At 70.3% G+C, this 15189-nt stretch carries 10 protein-coding genes and 1 pseudogene; 5 read left to right on the top strand and 6 right to left on the bottom strand.

The window, feature by feature from the left end:
• The first annotated feature begins 22 nt into the window (after positions 1-22).
• Complete coding sequence (locus AS594_RS26005) at positions 23-1078, top strand: hypothetical protein (RefSeq protein WP_240509093.1); 1056 nt, start codon at positions 23-25, stop codon at positions 1076-1078.
• A gap of 24 nt (positions 1079-1102) precedes the next feature.
• Here AS594_RS26005 and AS594_RS26000 read toward each other — a convergent pair whose 3' ends face one another.
• On the bottom strand, positions 1103-1567 hold the full coding sequence (locus AS594_RS26000) for a Rieske (2Fe-2S) protein (protein ID WP_069929283.1): 465 nt from the start codon (positions 1565-1567) through the stop codon (positions 1103-1105).
• Positions 1568-1685: 118 nt separating this feature from the next.
• Between AS594_RS26000 and AS594_RS25995 the strand changes: the two genes are divergently transcribed.
• Complete coding sequence (locus AS594_RS25995) at positions 1686-2600, top strand: carbohydrate kinase family protein (protein WP_069929282.1); 915 nt, start codon at positions 1686-1688, stop codon at positions 2598-2600.
• A 249-nt stretch (positions 2601-2849) separates the two neighbouring features.
• Here AS594_RS25995 and uvrA read toward each other — a convergent pair whose 3' ends face one another.
• Entirely contained in the window at positions 2850-5864 is a 3015-nt protein-coding gene (gene uvrA, locus AS594_RS25990; protein WP_069930791.1) for an excinuclease ABC subunit UvrA, read from the bottom strand.
• A gap of 187 nt (positions 5865-6051) precedes the next feature.
• Here uvrA and AS594_RS25985 point away from each other — a divergent pair, with 187 nt between their 5' ends.
• From AS594_RS25985 to AS594_RS25975, 3 genes and pseudogenes are all read left to right on the top strand, one after another.
• Complete coding sequence (locus AS594_RS25985; protein WP_069932165.1) at positions 6052-6738, top strand: maleylpyruvate isomerase family mycothiol-dependent enzyme; 687 nt, start codon at positions 6052-6054, stop codon at positions 6736-6738.
• 9 nt (positions 6739-6747) lie between these two features.
• Positions 6748-7404 carry an MBL fold metallo-hydrolase gene (locus AS594_RS25980; protein ID WP_069929280.1) on the top strand — a complete coding sequence of 219 codons (657 nt, stop codon included), beginning with the start codon at positions 6748-6750 and terminating at the stop codon, positions 7402-7404.
• A 103-nt stretch (positions 7405-7507) separates the two neighbouring features.
• Positions 7508-8784 (top strand): annotated as a pseudogene (locus AS594_RS25975) (MFS transporter).
• A gap of 78 nt (positions 8785-8862) precedes the next feature.
• Here AS594_RS25975 and AS594_RS25970 read toward each other — a convergent pair.
• From AS594_RS25970 to uvrB, 4 genes are all read right to left on the bottom strand, one after another.
• Positions 8863-9870: a TerC family protein gene (locus AS594_RS25970; RefSeq protein ID WP_069932166.1), complete on the bottom strand. Its 1008-nt coding sequence runs from the start codon at positions 9868-9870 to the stop codon at positions 8863-8865.
• A gap of 255 nt (positions 9871-10125) precedes the next feature.
• Entirely contained in the window at positions 10126-12108 is a 1983-nt protein-coding gene (locus AS594_RS25965; protein ID WP_069935426.1) for a TerD family protein, read from the bottom strand.
• A gap of 155 nt (positions 12109-12263) precedes the next feature.
• The gene (locus tag AS594_RS25960; protein WP_069930790.1) at positions 12264-12830 is read right to left on the bottom strand and encodes a TerD family protein; all 567 of its coding nucleotides are present in this window, start codon (positions 12828-12830) and stop codon (positions 12264-12266) included.
• 208 nt (positions 12831-13038) lie between these two features.
• Positions 13039-15168 carry an excinuclease ABC subunit UvrB gene (gene uvrB, locus AS594_RS25955; protein ID WP_069929276.1) on the bottom strand — a complete coding sequence of 710 codons (2130 nt, stop codon included), beginning with the start codon at positions 15166-15168 and terminating at the stop codon, positions 13039-13041.
• Positions 15169-15189: the final 21 nt, after the last annotated feature.

The raw sequence follows: 15189 nt of genomic DNA, 5'->3' as shown, positions 1-15189 counted from the left end.
GAACGTTCACTGGAGGTTCCCCATGCCGCAGATCACGCAGCAGGCGGCAGGAGGCCGCTTCCCGACGGGCAGCCGGACGCCAGGAGGCCGGGCGCCAGGCGGCCGGGCGCCGGGAGGCCGGGCCGCGGAAGGCCGGGCGCCCGGCGAACCGGACCCCGGCGCGGCGGCCGATCTGGAGCAGGCTCTGCGCACCGGCCCGTTCCACCTGGCGCTGCGTGCCGCCCTCGCCGCGCGCGGGCTGCCCTTGCAGCGCGTACAGCATCATCTGGCGGGCCGCGGCATCAAGGTCGGTGTCACAAGCCTCAGTTACTGGCAGCAGGGCGCGCGGCGCCCGCAGCGCCCCGAGTCGCTGCGCGCCGTACGCGCGCTGGAAGAGCTGTTGCGGCTGCCCGGTGACGCGCTGATCCGGCTGCTGGGCCCCGGGAGCACGCACATTGAAACCGAGCGCCCCGCCTCGCGCTCGTACCGCGCCCTCGTAGAGCCCTCGGACGCCCTGGAAGCGCTGCTCTCCGAGCTGGAGTTCCCGGCGGACGGGGGGCTGCACACCGTGGGCCATCACGAGCGGGTACGGATCGGAGCGGGCCGGGAACTGATCGGCCGCGATTCGCAGCATGTCGTACGGGCCCACCGCGACGGCATCGACCGGTACCTGGCCATCCACCACGGGGACCCCGGCTGCGACCCCTCCCGGGTGGTGGTGCGGGCGCGGGAGAACTGCCGAACGGGCCGTGTGCGGTGGGACGAGGAATCGGGGGTCCTCGTGGCCGAGCTGCTCTTCGACGCGCGGCTGCGGGCGGGAGAGACGTACCTCTTCGGTTACTCGGTCGAGGACGGCACAGCCGGCCCCAGCAGTGAGTACGTGCGTGGCTTCCGCTTCACCGGCGGCCAGTACGTCCTCCAGGTGCACTTCGACGAACAAGCGCTTCCGGTACGGTGCCGGCGCTTCACACAGACCTCGGCGGGCGCGGCGCGCGGCGCCCGCGGGGACCTCACGCTGAGCGGCCGGCACGGGACGGTGCACCTGGTGGAGCAGGGGGTGCGGGCCGGGATCCTCGGGATCGACTGGGACTGGGAGTGATCCGCGCGGTCGGATCCGCCCGGGTCAGGCGTTCGGGCCCTCGGAAGCCGCGCCGGCGTCCTTGCCTGTGCCCGTACCGGTGATGAGTTCGCCGCCCTCGGCCCTGACCGGGATGGCGGGCAGCGGCACGGTCGCCGGGCCCTGGAGGACCTCACCTGTCGTGACGTCGAAGCGGCTGCCGTGACAGGGGCAGTTGCCTTCGCCCTCCACGATCTTGTCCAGGACACAGCCCGCGTGCGTGCACTGCGCGCTGAAGGCCGTGTACTTCCCCTCGGCCGGGCAGCTCACGATGATCCGCTGCTCCCGGTAGAGCTTGGCGCTCCCGACCGGGACCGCGTCGGCCGTCCCGAGGTTCACGGGCGTGGACGGCAGCGGCTTGGCGTGGCCGAGCTTCGACTCGGTGGAGCAGGCCGCCACCCCCAGTCCGGCCGCGCCGGCGAGGACTGCGCCCTTCAGCACGGTGCGGCGGGGGGCTGACTGGCCGGACATGCGTTCTCCACTGGTCAGGGGATGTGATGTACGTATGACAGACCCGACGATACCGGCGGACATCGGCGGCTCTCGCGGGGGCTGTCCCGGCGGGCGGTGATGGGTTACGTTCGGGCCCGTGATCGTCGTCGCCGGAGAGTCCCTCATCGACCTGGTGCCGCAAGGGACGGGCGCGCTGGCGCCCCTGTCTCCGCGGCCCGGCGGGGGCCCGTACAACACCGCTGTGGCCCTGGGGCGGCTCGGCTCCCGTACGTCGTTCTGTTCCCGGATCTCGGCGGACGGCTTCGGCGAGGCACTGCTCGACGGCTTGCGGACAGCCGGGGTGGACACCTCGCTGGTGCAGCGCGGTACGGAGCCCACGACGCTGGCGGTGGCGACGGTCGGCACCGACGGATCGGCCGGATACGGCTTCTACGCGCAGGGCACGGCGGACCGGCTCTTCGAGCTCCCCGCCTCGGCTCTCCCGGACGGTGTACGGGCCCTGGCGCTCGGGACCTGTTCCCTGGTGCTGGAGCCGGGCGCGAGCGCGTACGAGGCGCTGCTGCGACGTGAGGCGGGGCGCGGGGTCTTCACCCTGCTCGACCCGAACATCCGGGCCGGCCTGATCCCGGATCGGGACGGCTACCGGGCCCGCTTCAGGAGCTGGCTGCCGTACGTCACGCTGCTCAAGGTGTCGCAGGAGGACGCGGCGTGGCTCGGCGGGTCGGTGGAGGAATGGCTGGCGGCCGGTCCCGCGGCGGTGGTGCTGACGCGGGGCGAGGAGGGGATGACCGTACGGACACGGGGCTCCGGGGCCGATGTGGGCGTTCCGGCGGTTCGGGTGGGGGTGGCCGACACGATCGGTGCGGGCGACACGGTGAACGCGGCGCTGCTGCACCGGCTTTCGGAGCACGACGCGCTGTCCGCGCCGGCCGTGGGGGCGCTCGACCCGGCCGCGTGGACAGACATCCTCACCTTCGCGGCCCGTGCGGCCGCGGTCACGTGTTCGCGCCCCGGCGCGGACCCGCCGTACGCGACGGAGCTCGCAGGGTAAAGCGGGCGTGGCCGTATCCGCGTCCGGGCGGTGTCCGCGCCCGGCCCGGATCCGTATCCGCGCCCTGTCCGCATACGTGCCCGGTCCGAATACGTGCCCGGTCCGTCTCTGGTCCGTGGCTGTCTTGGTCCGTGGCCGTGCCTGGTCCGTGGTCGTGCCCGACGGGTGGGGCCCGCCCCGGGCGAGCGGCTCACGCGAGCGGCCCCCCACCCGGAACACGGGTAAGGGGCCGCAGAGCGCACCCACATGTCAGGCCTTGCGGGAGCGCGCCGCCTTCGCCGGAGCGGTCGAGCCCGGAGCCTTCTTCGCCGCCGTGGCCCTGGCGGTCGCGGTCTTCCGCGCCGGGGTGGACTTCGCCGCCGCCACCGCCTTCTTGGCCGGCGCCTTCTTGGCGGCCTTCTTCACCGGCGTCGCGTCGCTCACCCGGTCGCCCAGGATGTCCCGGAGGAACTTGCCCGTGTGGCTCGCCGGGACGGCGGCCACCTGCTCGGGCGTGCCCTCGGCGACGACCAGGCCACCGCCGTTGCCGCCCTCGGGACCCATGTCGATGACCCAGTCGGCCGTCTTGATGACGTCCATGTTGTGCTCGATGACGATCACCGAGTTGCCCTTGTCGACCAGTCCGGACAGCACCTTGATGAGCTTCGAGATGTCCTCGAAGTGCAGGCCCGTGGTCGGCTCGTCCAGGACGTACACCGTGCGCCCCGTGGACCGCTTCTGGAGCTCGGAGGCGAGCTTCACGCGCTGCGCCTCACCACCCGACAGCGTCGGCGCGGACTGACCGAGCCTGACGTACCCGAGGCCCACCTCGGTGAGCGTCCGCAGGTGACGGGCGATCGTCGGGACGGCCTCGAAGAAGTCGAGGGCCTCCTCGATGGGCATGTCCAGCACCTCGGCGATGGACTTGCCCTTGTAGTGCACCTCCAGGGTCTCCCGGTTGTAGCGCGCGCCGTGGCAGACCTCGCACGGGACGTACACGTCCGGCAGGAAGTTCATCTCGATCTTGATGGTGCCGTCGCCCGAGCAGTTCTCGCAGCGGCCGCCCTTGACGTTGAAGGAGAAGCGGCCCGGCAGGTAGCCGCGCACCTTCGCCTCCATCGTCTCCGCGAACAGCTTGCGCACGTTGTCGAAGACACCGGTGTACGTCGCCGGGTTGGACCGGGGTGTACGGCCGATGGGCGACTGGTCGACGTGGACCACCTTGTCGACGAGGTCGTCGCCCTCCACGCGCGTGTGGCGCCCCGGCACCGTACGGGCGCCGTTCAGTTCGCGCGCCAGGTGCGTGTAGAGGATGTCGTTGACCAGCGTCGACTTGCCCGATCCGGAGACGCCGGTGACGGCCGTCAGCACACCGAGCGGGAAGGACACGTCGACGTCGCGCAGGTTGTTCTCGCGGGCGCCGTGGACGGTGAGCTGCCGCGTCGGGTGCGCGGGGCGGCGGATGTCCGGCATCGCGATGGACCGCTTGCCGGCCAGGTACTGGCCGGTGACGGACGCCTTGTTGTCCAGCAGCTCCTTCAGCGAGCCGCTGTGGACGACCTTGCCGCCGTGCTCACCGGCGCCCGGGCCGATGTCGACGATCCAGTCGGCCACCTTGATGGTGTCCTCGTCGTGCTCGACGACGATCAGGGTGTTGCCCATGTCGCGCAGGCGGACCAGGGTCTCGATCAGGCGGTGGTTGTCGCGCTGGTGCAGGCCGATGGACGGCTCGTCCAGGACATACAGCACCCCGACGAGGCCGGAGCCGATCTGGGTGGCGAGCCGAATGCGCTGCGCCTCACCGCCGGACAGCGTGCCGGCCGCCCGGTTGAGCGACAGGTAGTCGAGACCGACGTCGACCAGGAACCTCAGCCGCTCGTTGACCTCCTTGAGCACCCGTTCGGCGATCTTCTTGTCACGGGCGTTCAGCGTCAGCCGGCCCAGGAACTCCGCGCAGTCGCTGATGGACATCGCGGCGACCTCGGCGATGGACTTCTCCATGACCGTGACCGCGAGGACCAGCGGCTTCAGGCGGGTGCCCTCGCAGGTCGGGCAGTGCACCTCGCGCATGTAGCCCTCGAAGCGCTCGCGGCTGGAGTCGCTCTCCGCCTCGGAGTGCCGCCGCTTGACGAACGGCACCGCGCCCTCGAAAGAGGTGGTGTAAGCCCGCTCACGTCCGTACCTGTTCCGGTAGCGGACCTCGATCTGCGTCTTGTGGCCGTGCAGCAGCGCCTTCTTGGCGCGCTGCGGCAGCCCCGCCCAGGGGATGTCCGTACGGAAGCCGAGGGCGTCGGAGAGCGCGCCGACCAGGCGTGCGAAGTAGTCCTTGGTGTGGCCGTGCGACCAGGGGTTGATCGCGCCCTCGTCGAGGGACTTGTCCTCGTCCGGGACGATCAGCTCCGGGTCGACCTCCATGCGCGTGCCGATGCCGGTGCAGTCCGGGCAGGCACCGAAGGGCGAGTTGAAGGAGAAGGACCGGGGCTCCAGCTCCTCGAACGACAGGTCGTCGTACGTGCAGTAGAGGTGCTCGGAGTACATCCGCTCACGGTCGGGGTCGTCCGCGGGCAGGTCGACGAAGTCGAGGATGACCATGCCGCCGGACAGCCCGAGGGCGGTCTCCACCGAGTCGGTGAGCCGGCGCTTGGCGCTGTCCTTCACCGTCAGGCGGTCGATGACCACCTCGATGGTGTGCTTCTCCTGCTTCTTGAGCTTGGGCGGCTCGCTCAGCTGGATGGTCTCGCCGTCCACCCGGGCACGGCTGTAGCCCTTGGTCTGGAGGTCGGCGAAGAGGTCCACGAACTCGCCCTTGCGCTCGCGCACGAGCGGGGACAGGACCTGGAAGCGGCTGCCCTCGGGCAGCTCCAGCACCTTGTCGACGATGGCCTGCGGCGACTGCCGCGCGATCGGCCGGCCGCACTCGGGACAGTGCGGCTTGCCGATGCGGGCGAACAGCAGGCGGAGGTAGTCGTAGACCTCGGTGATCGTGCCGACCGTCGAGCGCGGGTTGCGCGAGGTCGACTTCTGGTCGATGGACACCGCGGGCGACAGGCCCTCGATGAAGTCCACATCGGGCTTGTCCATCTGGCCCAGGAACTGACGGGCGTAGGAGGAGAGCGACTCGACGTACCGGCGCTGCCCCTCGGCGAAGATCGTGTCGAACGCGAGGGAGGACTTGCCCGACCCCGACAGCCCGGTGAACACGATGAGGGAGTCACGCGGGAGGTCGAGCGAGACGTTCTTGAGGTTGTGCTCGCGAGCGCCACGAACGATGAGACGGTCGGCCACGCCGGTCCGCACCTTTCTTGAGAGAGGCAGAGAGGACTGAGCCCCCCGGTTCTCAGACTATGGGGGTAACCACAGCGATGTTGTAAGGATTCCTGATGCCTCTGACGAGCGTATAGCACGTGCATTCGAATTACGGCCTCGCCCGATCGGCTTCACCCGATCGTGTGACAGGACTATCGTCGGCGCCATGAACGATCACGTGCGCGACCTGGCCTCTGTACGCGAAGCGACCGACCGGCTCCTCGCCGCGACCGGCAAACTGGACAACGCCGACGTGACGCAACCGTCACGGCTGCCCGGCTGGACCCGGGGCCACGTACTGGCCCACGTGGCCCGTAACGCGGACGCTCTGGTGAACGTCCTGGCCGGCCGGCCCATGTACGCCAGTGCCGAGGTCCGGGACGCCGACATCGAGCGCGACGCCCCGCGCCCGCTCGCCGTACAGCTGGAGGACGTGCGCGACAGTGCGGCCCGCTTCGACGAAACGGCCGCCGCCCCCGCCGACTGGTCCCGTACGGTCGCCCTGCGCAACGGCGTCACGGACTCCGCGTCCCGCATCCCCTTCCGCCGCCTCGTCGAGGTCGAGCTGCACCACGTCGACCTGGGCATCGGCTACGAGCTGGAGGACCTGCCGGAGGAGTTCACCGGACGCGAGATCGAGTTCCTCGCGGACCGCTTCGCGGGGCACCCCGGCGTACCCGCGATCGCGCTGACGGCCACCGGCGGAGGCCAGTGGCGTACGGGAAGCGCCGAAGGCGTTCCCGTGAACGTCACCGGGACCGCTCCCGACCTTCTGGGGTGGCTCGCGGGGCGGCGTGACGGCGCCGCTCTCGACACCGCCGGCGCCCCGCTGCCCGCACTGCCGCCGCTATAGGCTGACCCCATGACGTACAGCGGAGCGGTCAAGGTCGGCGGTCCTGCGAACGTGCACGAGCTCGCGGACCTGATGATCTCCAAGGTCGCGGTCGGGTCCATGAACAACAACGCGTACCTGCTGCGCTGCCGGGCCACCGGAGAGCAGCTGCTGATCGACGCGGCCGCCGAGCCGCGGACCCTCCTGAGGCTGATCGGTGACGACGGCATCGCGTCCGTCGTCACCACCCACCGCCACGGCGACCACTGGCAGGCCCTCGCCGAGGTCGTCGAGGCGACCGGGGCCCGTACGTACGCGGGCCGGTACGACGCGGAGGGCATCCCGGTCCCGACCGACGTCCTGCTGGACGACGGCGACACGGTCCGCGTCGGGCGCGTCGAGCTCACCGCACGTCACCTGGTGGGTCACACCCCGGGCTCCATCGCCCTCGTCTACGACGACCCGCACGGGCACCCGCACGTCTTCACCGGGGACTGCCTCTTCCCGGGAGGGGTGGGCAACACGTGGGAGGACCCGGAGGCGTTCGCGAGCCTCATCCGTGACGTCGAGGACAAGCTCTTCGGACAACTCCCCGACGAGACCTGGGTCTACCCCGGGCACGGCAACGACACCACCCTGGGGAACGAGCGCCCGCACCTGCCGGAGTGGCGCGAGCGCGGCTGGTAGAGCACGGGGCCCGCGGCAGCCGGTACGACTGCTTCCGCGCGCCCCGTAACCATGGTTCGTGCCGGGTAGTTGTGGCCGCATGCACCAGGAACGACCTCCCTCCATGGCCCGCCTCGCCACCGCGTCGCTCGCCGGAACAGCCATCGAGTTCTACGACTTCTTTGTCTATGGAACGGCCGCCGCGCTCGTTCTCGGGCCTCTCTTCTTCCCGACCTTCTCACCGCTCGCGGGAACGCTCGCGGCGTTCGGCACCTTCGCAGTCGGTTTCATTTCACGACCGCTCGGATCTGTCGTCTTCGGGCACATCGGCGACCGTTACGGACGCCGTCCTGTCCTGTTCGCCTCACTGTTGCTCACGGGAATCGCGACCGTCGCGGTCGGCTGCGTACCGACGTACGGGTCGATCGGAGTGGCCGCGCCCGCACTCCTCCTGGTGCTGCGCTTTCTCCAGGGTCTGGGGCTCGGCGGCGAGTGGGGCGGCGCGGTACTGCTGACCGCCGAGCACGCCCCCGCGAACCGCCGCGGACTGTGGGCGAGTTTCCCCAGATCGGTCCCGCCGTCGGTTTCCTCCTGGCCAACGGCGTCATGCTGGCCCTGTCGGCCTCGCTGACCGACGCGCAGTTCGCGGCCTGGGGGTGGCGTGTGCCGTTCTGGGCGGCCGGGCTGCTGGCAGCGGCCGGACTCCTGCTGCGTACGTCCCTGTCCGAGACCCCGCAGTTCAAGGAGCTCGCCGAGACGGGCGAGCGCGCGGGCGTCCCGCTCGCCGAGGTCGTACGCGACCACTGGCGGCTCGTCCTGCTCACGGCCGGCGCGCTCGCCGTCGGATACGCCGTGTTCTACGCCGTGACGACCTGGTCCCTGTCGTACGCGACCGAGCACCTGGGTGTGAGCCGCACGGTGATGCTCACCTGCATCATGGCCGCCGTGGCGATCAAGGGAGCGGCCACTCCGTTCGCCGCGATGCTCAGTGACCGGTACGGGCGCAAGCCGCTGTGCCTGGCGGGCTGCGCGGCGACAGCGCTGTGGATGTTCCCGATGGTCGCGCTGCTGCACACCGCGGAACCGCTGCTGATGTTCCTGGGCTTCCTCGGGGCGCAGCTGGCCTTCATCACCATGTTCGCGGTGGTCGCCGCGTATCTGCCGGAGCTGTACGAGCCCAGGGTGCGGTGCACGGGCGCGGCCGTCGGCTACAACCTCGCGGGGGTGCTCGGCGGCGCGCTGACCCCCCTCGTCGCGACGGCGGTGGCGGACGGCGAAGGGCCGCCGTGGGGTGTCGGCCTGTATCTCACCGCCATCGCGCTGCTGAGCCTGGGCTGCTTCGCGCTGCTGCCGGAGACCAGGCCGGTGGCCGATCCGGTGGCGGAACCCGCCACTGCCTGACCCCGGGCCGTACACACGGAACCGGCCGGTGCGGGCGGTATCGCTCCGCTCGCACCGGCCGGTGAGTCCGTGACGCGGTCAGGACTCGACGCTCTCCTTGTCGTCGGCCCGGGCAGCGTCTGCCGCCTCGGCCGCCGCGCGCTGTTCCGTCTTCTTGTTCGCGATGAGGCTGGTGATCGTGGTGACGATCAGCACGCCGCAGATGACGGTCAGCGAGAACGGGATGGAGATCTCGGGCACGTGCACCCCGGACTCGTGCAGGGCGTGCAGCACCAGCTTGACGCCGATGAAGCCCAGGATGACCGACAGGCCGTAACTCAGGTGGACCAGCTTCTTGAGCAGTCCGCCGATGAGGAAGTACAGCTGCCGCAGACCCATGAGGGCGAAGGCGTTGGCGGTGAAGACGATGTACGGGTCCTGGGTGAGGCCGAAGATCGCCGGGATCGAGTCGAGCGCGAACAGCACATCGGTGGTGCCGATGGCGAGCATGACGACCATGAGCGGCGTCAGGACGCGCTTGCCGTTGTTCCGGATGAAAAGCTTGGTGCCGTGGTACCTGTCGGCGACACCGAAGCGGCTCTCGATCGACTTGAGGAGACGGTTCTCCTCGAACGCCTCTTCCTCCTCGTCGGCCCGCGCCTCCTGGATGAGCTTCCAGGCGGTGTAGATCAGGAACGCGCCGAAGATGTAGAAGACCCAGGAGAAGTTGGCGATGACCGCGGCACCGGCCGCGATGAAGATCGCACGCAGCACCAGGGCTATGAGCACCCCGACGAGCAGCACGCGCTGCTGGAGGTGGCTCGGTACCGAGAACTTCGCCATGATCAGGACGAAGACGAAGAGGTTGTCGACGCTCAGCGATTTCTCGGTGATGAAGCCGGCGAAGAACTCGCCCGATGCCTGTGCGGTACCGAAGGTCAGCAGTCCCAGGCCGAACAGCACGGCCAGGACGATCCAGACGACCGTCCAGATTCCGGCTTCCTTGATCGACACGTCATGCGGCTTGCGGCCGATGAGGAAGTCGACTGCGATCAGGGCGATCAGACCAAGAATGGTCAGCGCCCAAAGGGTCATTGATACGTCCACTGCGCCTCCGGCAGATAGCTACGGCATCTCACTCAGCGTCGTCGCTGCCGGAGGTCTCTTCCACCCGAGTGCGTATCCGCGCGACTCGGGCCGACGCCCCGGGACCGATGGCGGTCCGTATTGACGGGTACGTCGCAGCCGGGAGTACTCCCCTCCGCTCCTCGAAGGGTACAGGAACACCCAAGAGAAGGTAAAGGGATGGGTAAAGCACTACCAAAAGCACCGGTCAGCGCGTCAGGGACTGACCGCAGTGGCTCAGCGGGGCAGTGCCCGCCGCGCCGCGGCCACCTGCGCGAGCACCTGCCGTACGACCTGGCTGCCCGGCGGCGGCAGCAGCGGCTCGAACGTCCACGTGTGACCGACCCACGGGTCGATCAGGTGGTTGTCGGGCACCGGGGTGACGCGCAGCAGCGACCGCCACAGTGGGTCGAGGACGGGCCCGTACGCGGTCGCGCCCTCGCGGTCCGCGACCATCATCAGGTGGACGCCGACCGACGGGCCCTCGTCCGCCAGGTACCGGAGCTGGGTGACGCCGCGGTCGTCGAAGCCGTGCGGGAAGTCGTTGACGATCAGGAGCTGCTCGGCCGTGTCCAGGTCCGGCGGGAGCGAGTCCACGGCCCCGCCGCGGACGGCCATCTGCACCAGCTCCACCCGCTGGGTGAGCTTGGCCAGCACCGCCGTCACCCCCTGCGCGCCGGCTGCGGCCGGCTCGTCGAGCACTCCGGACTCGGTCAGCGGCGCGAGCGCGGTCGCGCCCGTGCCGGCCGGATCGATGACATGGACGGTGAACTCGCCCGCGGGGTAGACCGCCAGCAGGCGTGCGGCGTGCGCTGCGGCGGTCTCCACGGCGGCCCTGCGGAGCTGGTCGGACTCCATCATCAGCGCGGCGTCGGAGCCGGAACGGCCGCTGTCGATCCACAGACCGCGCTCCAGCGGAAGCCGTATCAGCATGGGGATACGCAGGTCCGGGCGTTCGGGCAGATGCAGGTCGCCGACGCGCAGGGCCATCGGGATCTCCATGGGCACCCGGTAGCCGTGCCAGACCAGGTTGCCCCAGGAGGCGAAGGCGGGTGGCAGGGCGGGCTCGACCACGTCGGCCTCGGCGGCGAGCTGCGTCAGGTCGCGCTCCAGCACCTCGCGGGCCCGGCCGACGAGCTCGTCGTGCTTGGCCTGGGCCGTCGCACGGGCCGTGTCGCCCGCGGTGCCGATCCGGCTGCGCGGGTCGGAGAGGGCCTTGTCGAGCTCCTGGTCCATCCGGGACTCGGCGAAGTCGACCGCGCTGCGGTACGCCGCGACCGTACGGGCCAGGTCCTCGAACATGCCCCACACCTGGTTGTACAGGCGCTCCTCCATGGACCAGCCGGTCGCGTCACCGGCGACGGGCTGCGGGAACCCGCCCGGCGGTGCGGGCGGCGCGGTGGGCGGCGGGGGCGGCGGCGCGGTGGTCCGGCGGCGCGGGTGGGCGTAGTCGATGGGGCCGCCCTGTGCGGCGGGCCCGGTCGCGCCGCTGTCCGGGCCGCCCGGCGCCTGCGGCACGGGCGGAACGGGTGGTGCCGCCGGCGCCGGCGAGGGAGGCGGCGGCGCGTCGCTCTGCGCGTCGCGTCCGCCGTTGGCGGCGTGGGACGTCGTACGCCGCATCCGGTCGTCGTCCCGGCCGCGGGCCGGGGGCGGCGCGACGGAGCGGGCCATTCCGCTGCTGACGGCCGCGTGGATGGCGGCGGCGAGTTCGTGGGCCTCGGCAAGTCCCTGGTCGGCGAGCATGTCCGCGAGGCCGCCCGCGTAGCCCTGCCCGACCGCGCGGACCTTCCAGATGCCCTGCCTGCGGTAGAGCTCCAGGGCGACGACGGCGGACTCGCTGTCCAGGCCGGTCACGGTGTAGTTGGCGACCTCCGAACCGTCGAGTCCGGTGACGGAGACGAAAGGCGCGGCGACAGCGCCGAAGCGGAGTGGACCGCCCACGCCCACGGGCAGGGCGAGCAGGACGCTCACGCGGTGCACGGTTTCGGGCAGCGCCTCGAGGTCCACCGCGAGCCGGTGGTCGGCGGCGGCCTGCTTGGACACTTCGAGGCCGGGGAGCTGGGGCGAACCGGGATGCGCGACCCACTCCGTGCCGCGTACGGTGCCCTGCTCGTCGCCGAGGGTGGCCCCGGCCACGACCGGCTTCCCGGCCGAGACCCGGATCTCCAAACGGGCCTGGGGCAACGGGTGGTTCTGTCCCCGGACCAGCTCGGCCGTCATCGCCTGTCTCCCCCGCGTCGCGTCGTCGACGGCCACAGCGGTGGCCGGTGGTGGCATGTGCGGCATGCCTCGTGGTGTGTGTTGTGGAGTGTGTGCGGCGCAGCTCCCGGCGGCGTGATGCCTCCGGGAGCTGCGCGTACAGCGGCGGTCGCCTGCTAGAGGTGCGGCAGGATCGACGGCATCAGGTCCTGGAAGGTACGGCCGTTGGCAGGGGTGCCGATGGCCGTCATCTGCCAGCCGGCGCCGGCGCGGTGCACCTTGGCCATGATCTGGGCCGTGTACTGGCCGCCGCCGTCGAGCGTGTAACGGGCCATCTCCTGGCCGTTGGTCTCGTCGACGATGCGGCAGAACGCGTTCTGCACTTCCTGGAACGTCTGGCCGGTGAAGGAGTTCACCGTGAAGACGATCTGGTCGATGTGCACCGGGACGCGCTGGAGGTCGACGAGGATCGCCTCGTCGTCCCCGCCCTGACCGGCGCCGCCGACCAGGTTGTCGCCGGTGTGCTTCACCGAGCCGTCGTCGCTGACGAGGTGACGGAAGAAGACGACGTCGACCGGCTGCTTGTCGGCGAACAGGACCGCCGAGGCGTCGAGGTCGACCTCCCGCGTGCGCGAGCCGAACAGACCGCGCCGCGGCGCCGCCTGCCAGCCGAGCCCCATCCGGACGGCGGTCAGCGTGCCGCCGCCCTTCTTCTCCAGGCTGATGGCCTGACCCTTGGTCAGATTGACGCCAGGTCCCCCGGGCGCGCTGCCCTTGGATACATCCACCACGCGCTGTCCCCTCTCTTGCTTACCCCGCGGCCCGCCCATGTGCGTGCGGCTGCCCAGAACCCTACGCAGTCGCGCCCGGGCCGCCACAGTCGCGGCGCACTTTGTGTCGGTCTTGCAACACACCAGGTACCGGGGCGGGTGCCGGGCACCGCACCGGCCGTCAGGCCTGCCCCGCCTCCCTCATCTGCCTCAGTTCCTTCTTCAGCTCACCCACCTCGTCGCGCAGCCGCGCGGCGACCTCGAACTGGAGCTCGGCGGCCGCTCCGCGCATCTGCTCCGTCATCTCCTCGATGAGGGCGGCCAGTTCGGCGGCGGGGCGGTCCGTGAGGACATCGCCCTTCTTGCCCGCCCTGGCGCCCTTGCCCGCCTTGCTGCCGAGTACGGGCACCGGGGCCTTGGCGCCCTTGCCCTCCTTCGCCTGCCTGAAGCCGGTGCCGAGGAGCTCGTCGGTGTCGACCTGCTCGCGCGCGATCGAGGCGACGATGTCGTTGATCTTCTTGCGCAGCGGCTGCGGATCGACACCGTGCGCCGTGTTGTACGCGATCTGCTTCTCCCGGCGCCGGTTGGTCTCGTCGATGGCCTTCTCCATCGCCGGGGTGATCTTGTCGGCGTACATATGGACCTGGCCGGAGACGTTGCGTGCCGCGCGACCGATGGTCTGGATCAGGGAGGTGCCCGAGCGCAGGAAGCCCTGCTTGTCCGCGTCGAGGATGGCCACCAGTGACACCTCGGGCAGGTCGAGGCCCTCGCGCAGCAGGTTGATGCCGACCAGGACGTCGTACTCGCCGGACCGCAGCTCGCGCAGCAGCTCGACACGGCGCAGCGTGTCGACGTCGCTGTGCAGATAGCGGACCTGGATGCCCAGTTCGAGGAAGTACTCGGTCAGGTCCTCGGACATCTTCTTCGTGAGCGTGGTGACCAGGACGCGCTCGTCCCGCTCGGTGCGCTTCCTGATCTCGTGCACCAGGTCGTCGATCTGGCCCTCGGTGGGCTTGACGACGACCTCGGGGTCGATGAGGCCGGTGGGGCGGATGATCTGCTCCACGAAGCCGTCGGAGCGGGAGAGTTCGTACGCACCGGGGGTCGCGGAGAGGTAGACCGCCTGGCCGACGCGCTGCTGGAACTCCTCCCACTTCAGGGGGCGGTTGTCGAGGGCGGACGGCAGCCTGAAGCCGTGGTCGACGAGCGTCCGCTTGCGGGACGCGTCACCCTCGTACATCGCGCCAATCTGCGGGACGGTGACGTGCGACTCGTCGATGACCAGCAGGAAGTCCTCGGGGAAGTAGTCGAGGAGGGTGTGCGGCGCGGTGCCGGGTGCACGGTCGTCCATGTGCATCGAGTAGTTCTCGATGCCGGAGCAGCTGCCGATCTGGCGCATCATCTCCAGGTCGTAGGTGGTACGCATGCGCAGCCGCTGGGCCTCCAGCAGCTTGCCCTGCTTCTCCATCTCCGCGAGCCGGTCCTCCAGCTCCTTCTCGATCCCCCTGACCGCCTTCTCCATGCGCTCGGGTCCGGCGACGTAATGGCTGGCGGGGAAGACGTACAGCTGCTGGTCCTCGCTGATGATCTCGCCGGTGAGCGGGTGCAGCGTGGAGAGCGCCTCGATCTCGTCGCCGAACATCTCGATGCGGACGGCCAGCTCCTCGTAGACCGGGAAGATCTCGATGGTGTCGCCGCGGACCCGGAAGGTGCCGCGCGCGAAGGCCACGTCGTTGCGCGTGTACTGGATGTCGACGAAGCGGCGCAGCAGCTGATCGCGGTCGATCTCCTCGCCGACCTTCAGCGGCACCATGCGGTCCACGTACTCCTGCGGCGTACCGAGGCCGTAGATGCACGAGACGGACGCGACCACGACGACGTCGCGCCGGGTGAGCAGCGAGTTCGTCGCGGAGTGGCGCAGCCGCTCGACCTCCTCGTTGATGGAGGAGTCCTTCTCGATGTACGTGTCCGACTGCGGTACGTACGCCTCGGGCTGGTAGTAGTCGTAGTACGAGACGAAGTACTCGACGGCGTTGTTGGGCAAGAGCTCGCGGAACTCGTTCGCCAGCTGGGCCGCGAGGGTCTTGTTCGGCGCCATGACGAGCGTGGGGCGCTGGAGCTTCTCGATCATCCAGGCGGTGGTCGCCGACTTGCCGGTGCCGGTCGCGCCGAGCAGGACGACATCCTTCTCACCTGCGCGAATGCGCCGCTCCAGCTCGGCGATGGCCGCCGGCTGGTCACCGCTGGGCTGGTAGGAACTGACGACCTCGAAGGGCGCCACCGTACGTTCGATGCTTGAAACGGGCCGCATGCATCAACCGTACGACCCGGC

Source organism: Streptomyces agglomeratus, from assembly GCF_001746415.1.
Taxonomy (GTDB): Bacteria; Actinomycetota; Actinomycetes; order Streptomycetales; family Streptomycetaceae; genus Streptomyces; species Streptomyces agglomeratus.
The sequence above is the reverse complement of the archived record's forward strand: the minus strand, read 5'-3'. Positions and strand labels throughout refer to the sequence as shown.

Excerpts from the sequence above, each read along its gene's own strand:
- AS594_RS26005 (WP_240509093.1), top strand. The coding sequence starts at position 23 with ATGCCGCAGATCACGCAGCAGGCGGCAGGAGGCCGCTTCCCGACGGGC.
- AS594_RS26000 (WP_069929283.1), bottom strand. The coding sequence starts at position 1,567 with ATGTCCGGCCAGTCAGCCCCCCGCCGCACCGTGCTGAAGGGCGCAGTC.
- AS594_RS25985 (WP_069932165.1), top strand. The coding sequence starts at position 6,052 with ATGAACGATCACGTGCGCGACCTGGCCTCTGTACGCGAAGCGACCGAC.
- AS594_RS25980 (WP_069929280.1), top strand. The coding sequence starts at position 6,748 with ATGACGTACAGCGGAGCGGTCAAGGTCGGCGGTCCTGCGAACGTGCAC.
- AS594_RS25965 (WP_069935426.1), bottom strand. The coding sequence starts at position 12,108 with ATGACGGCCGAGCTGGTCCGGGGACAGAACCACCCGTTGCCCCAGGCC.
- uvrB (WP_069929276.1), bottom strand. The coding sequence starts at position 15,168 with ATGCGGCCCGTTTCAAGCATCGAACGTACGGTGGCGCCCTTCGAGGTC.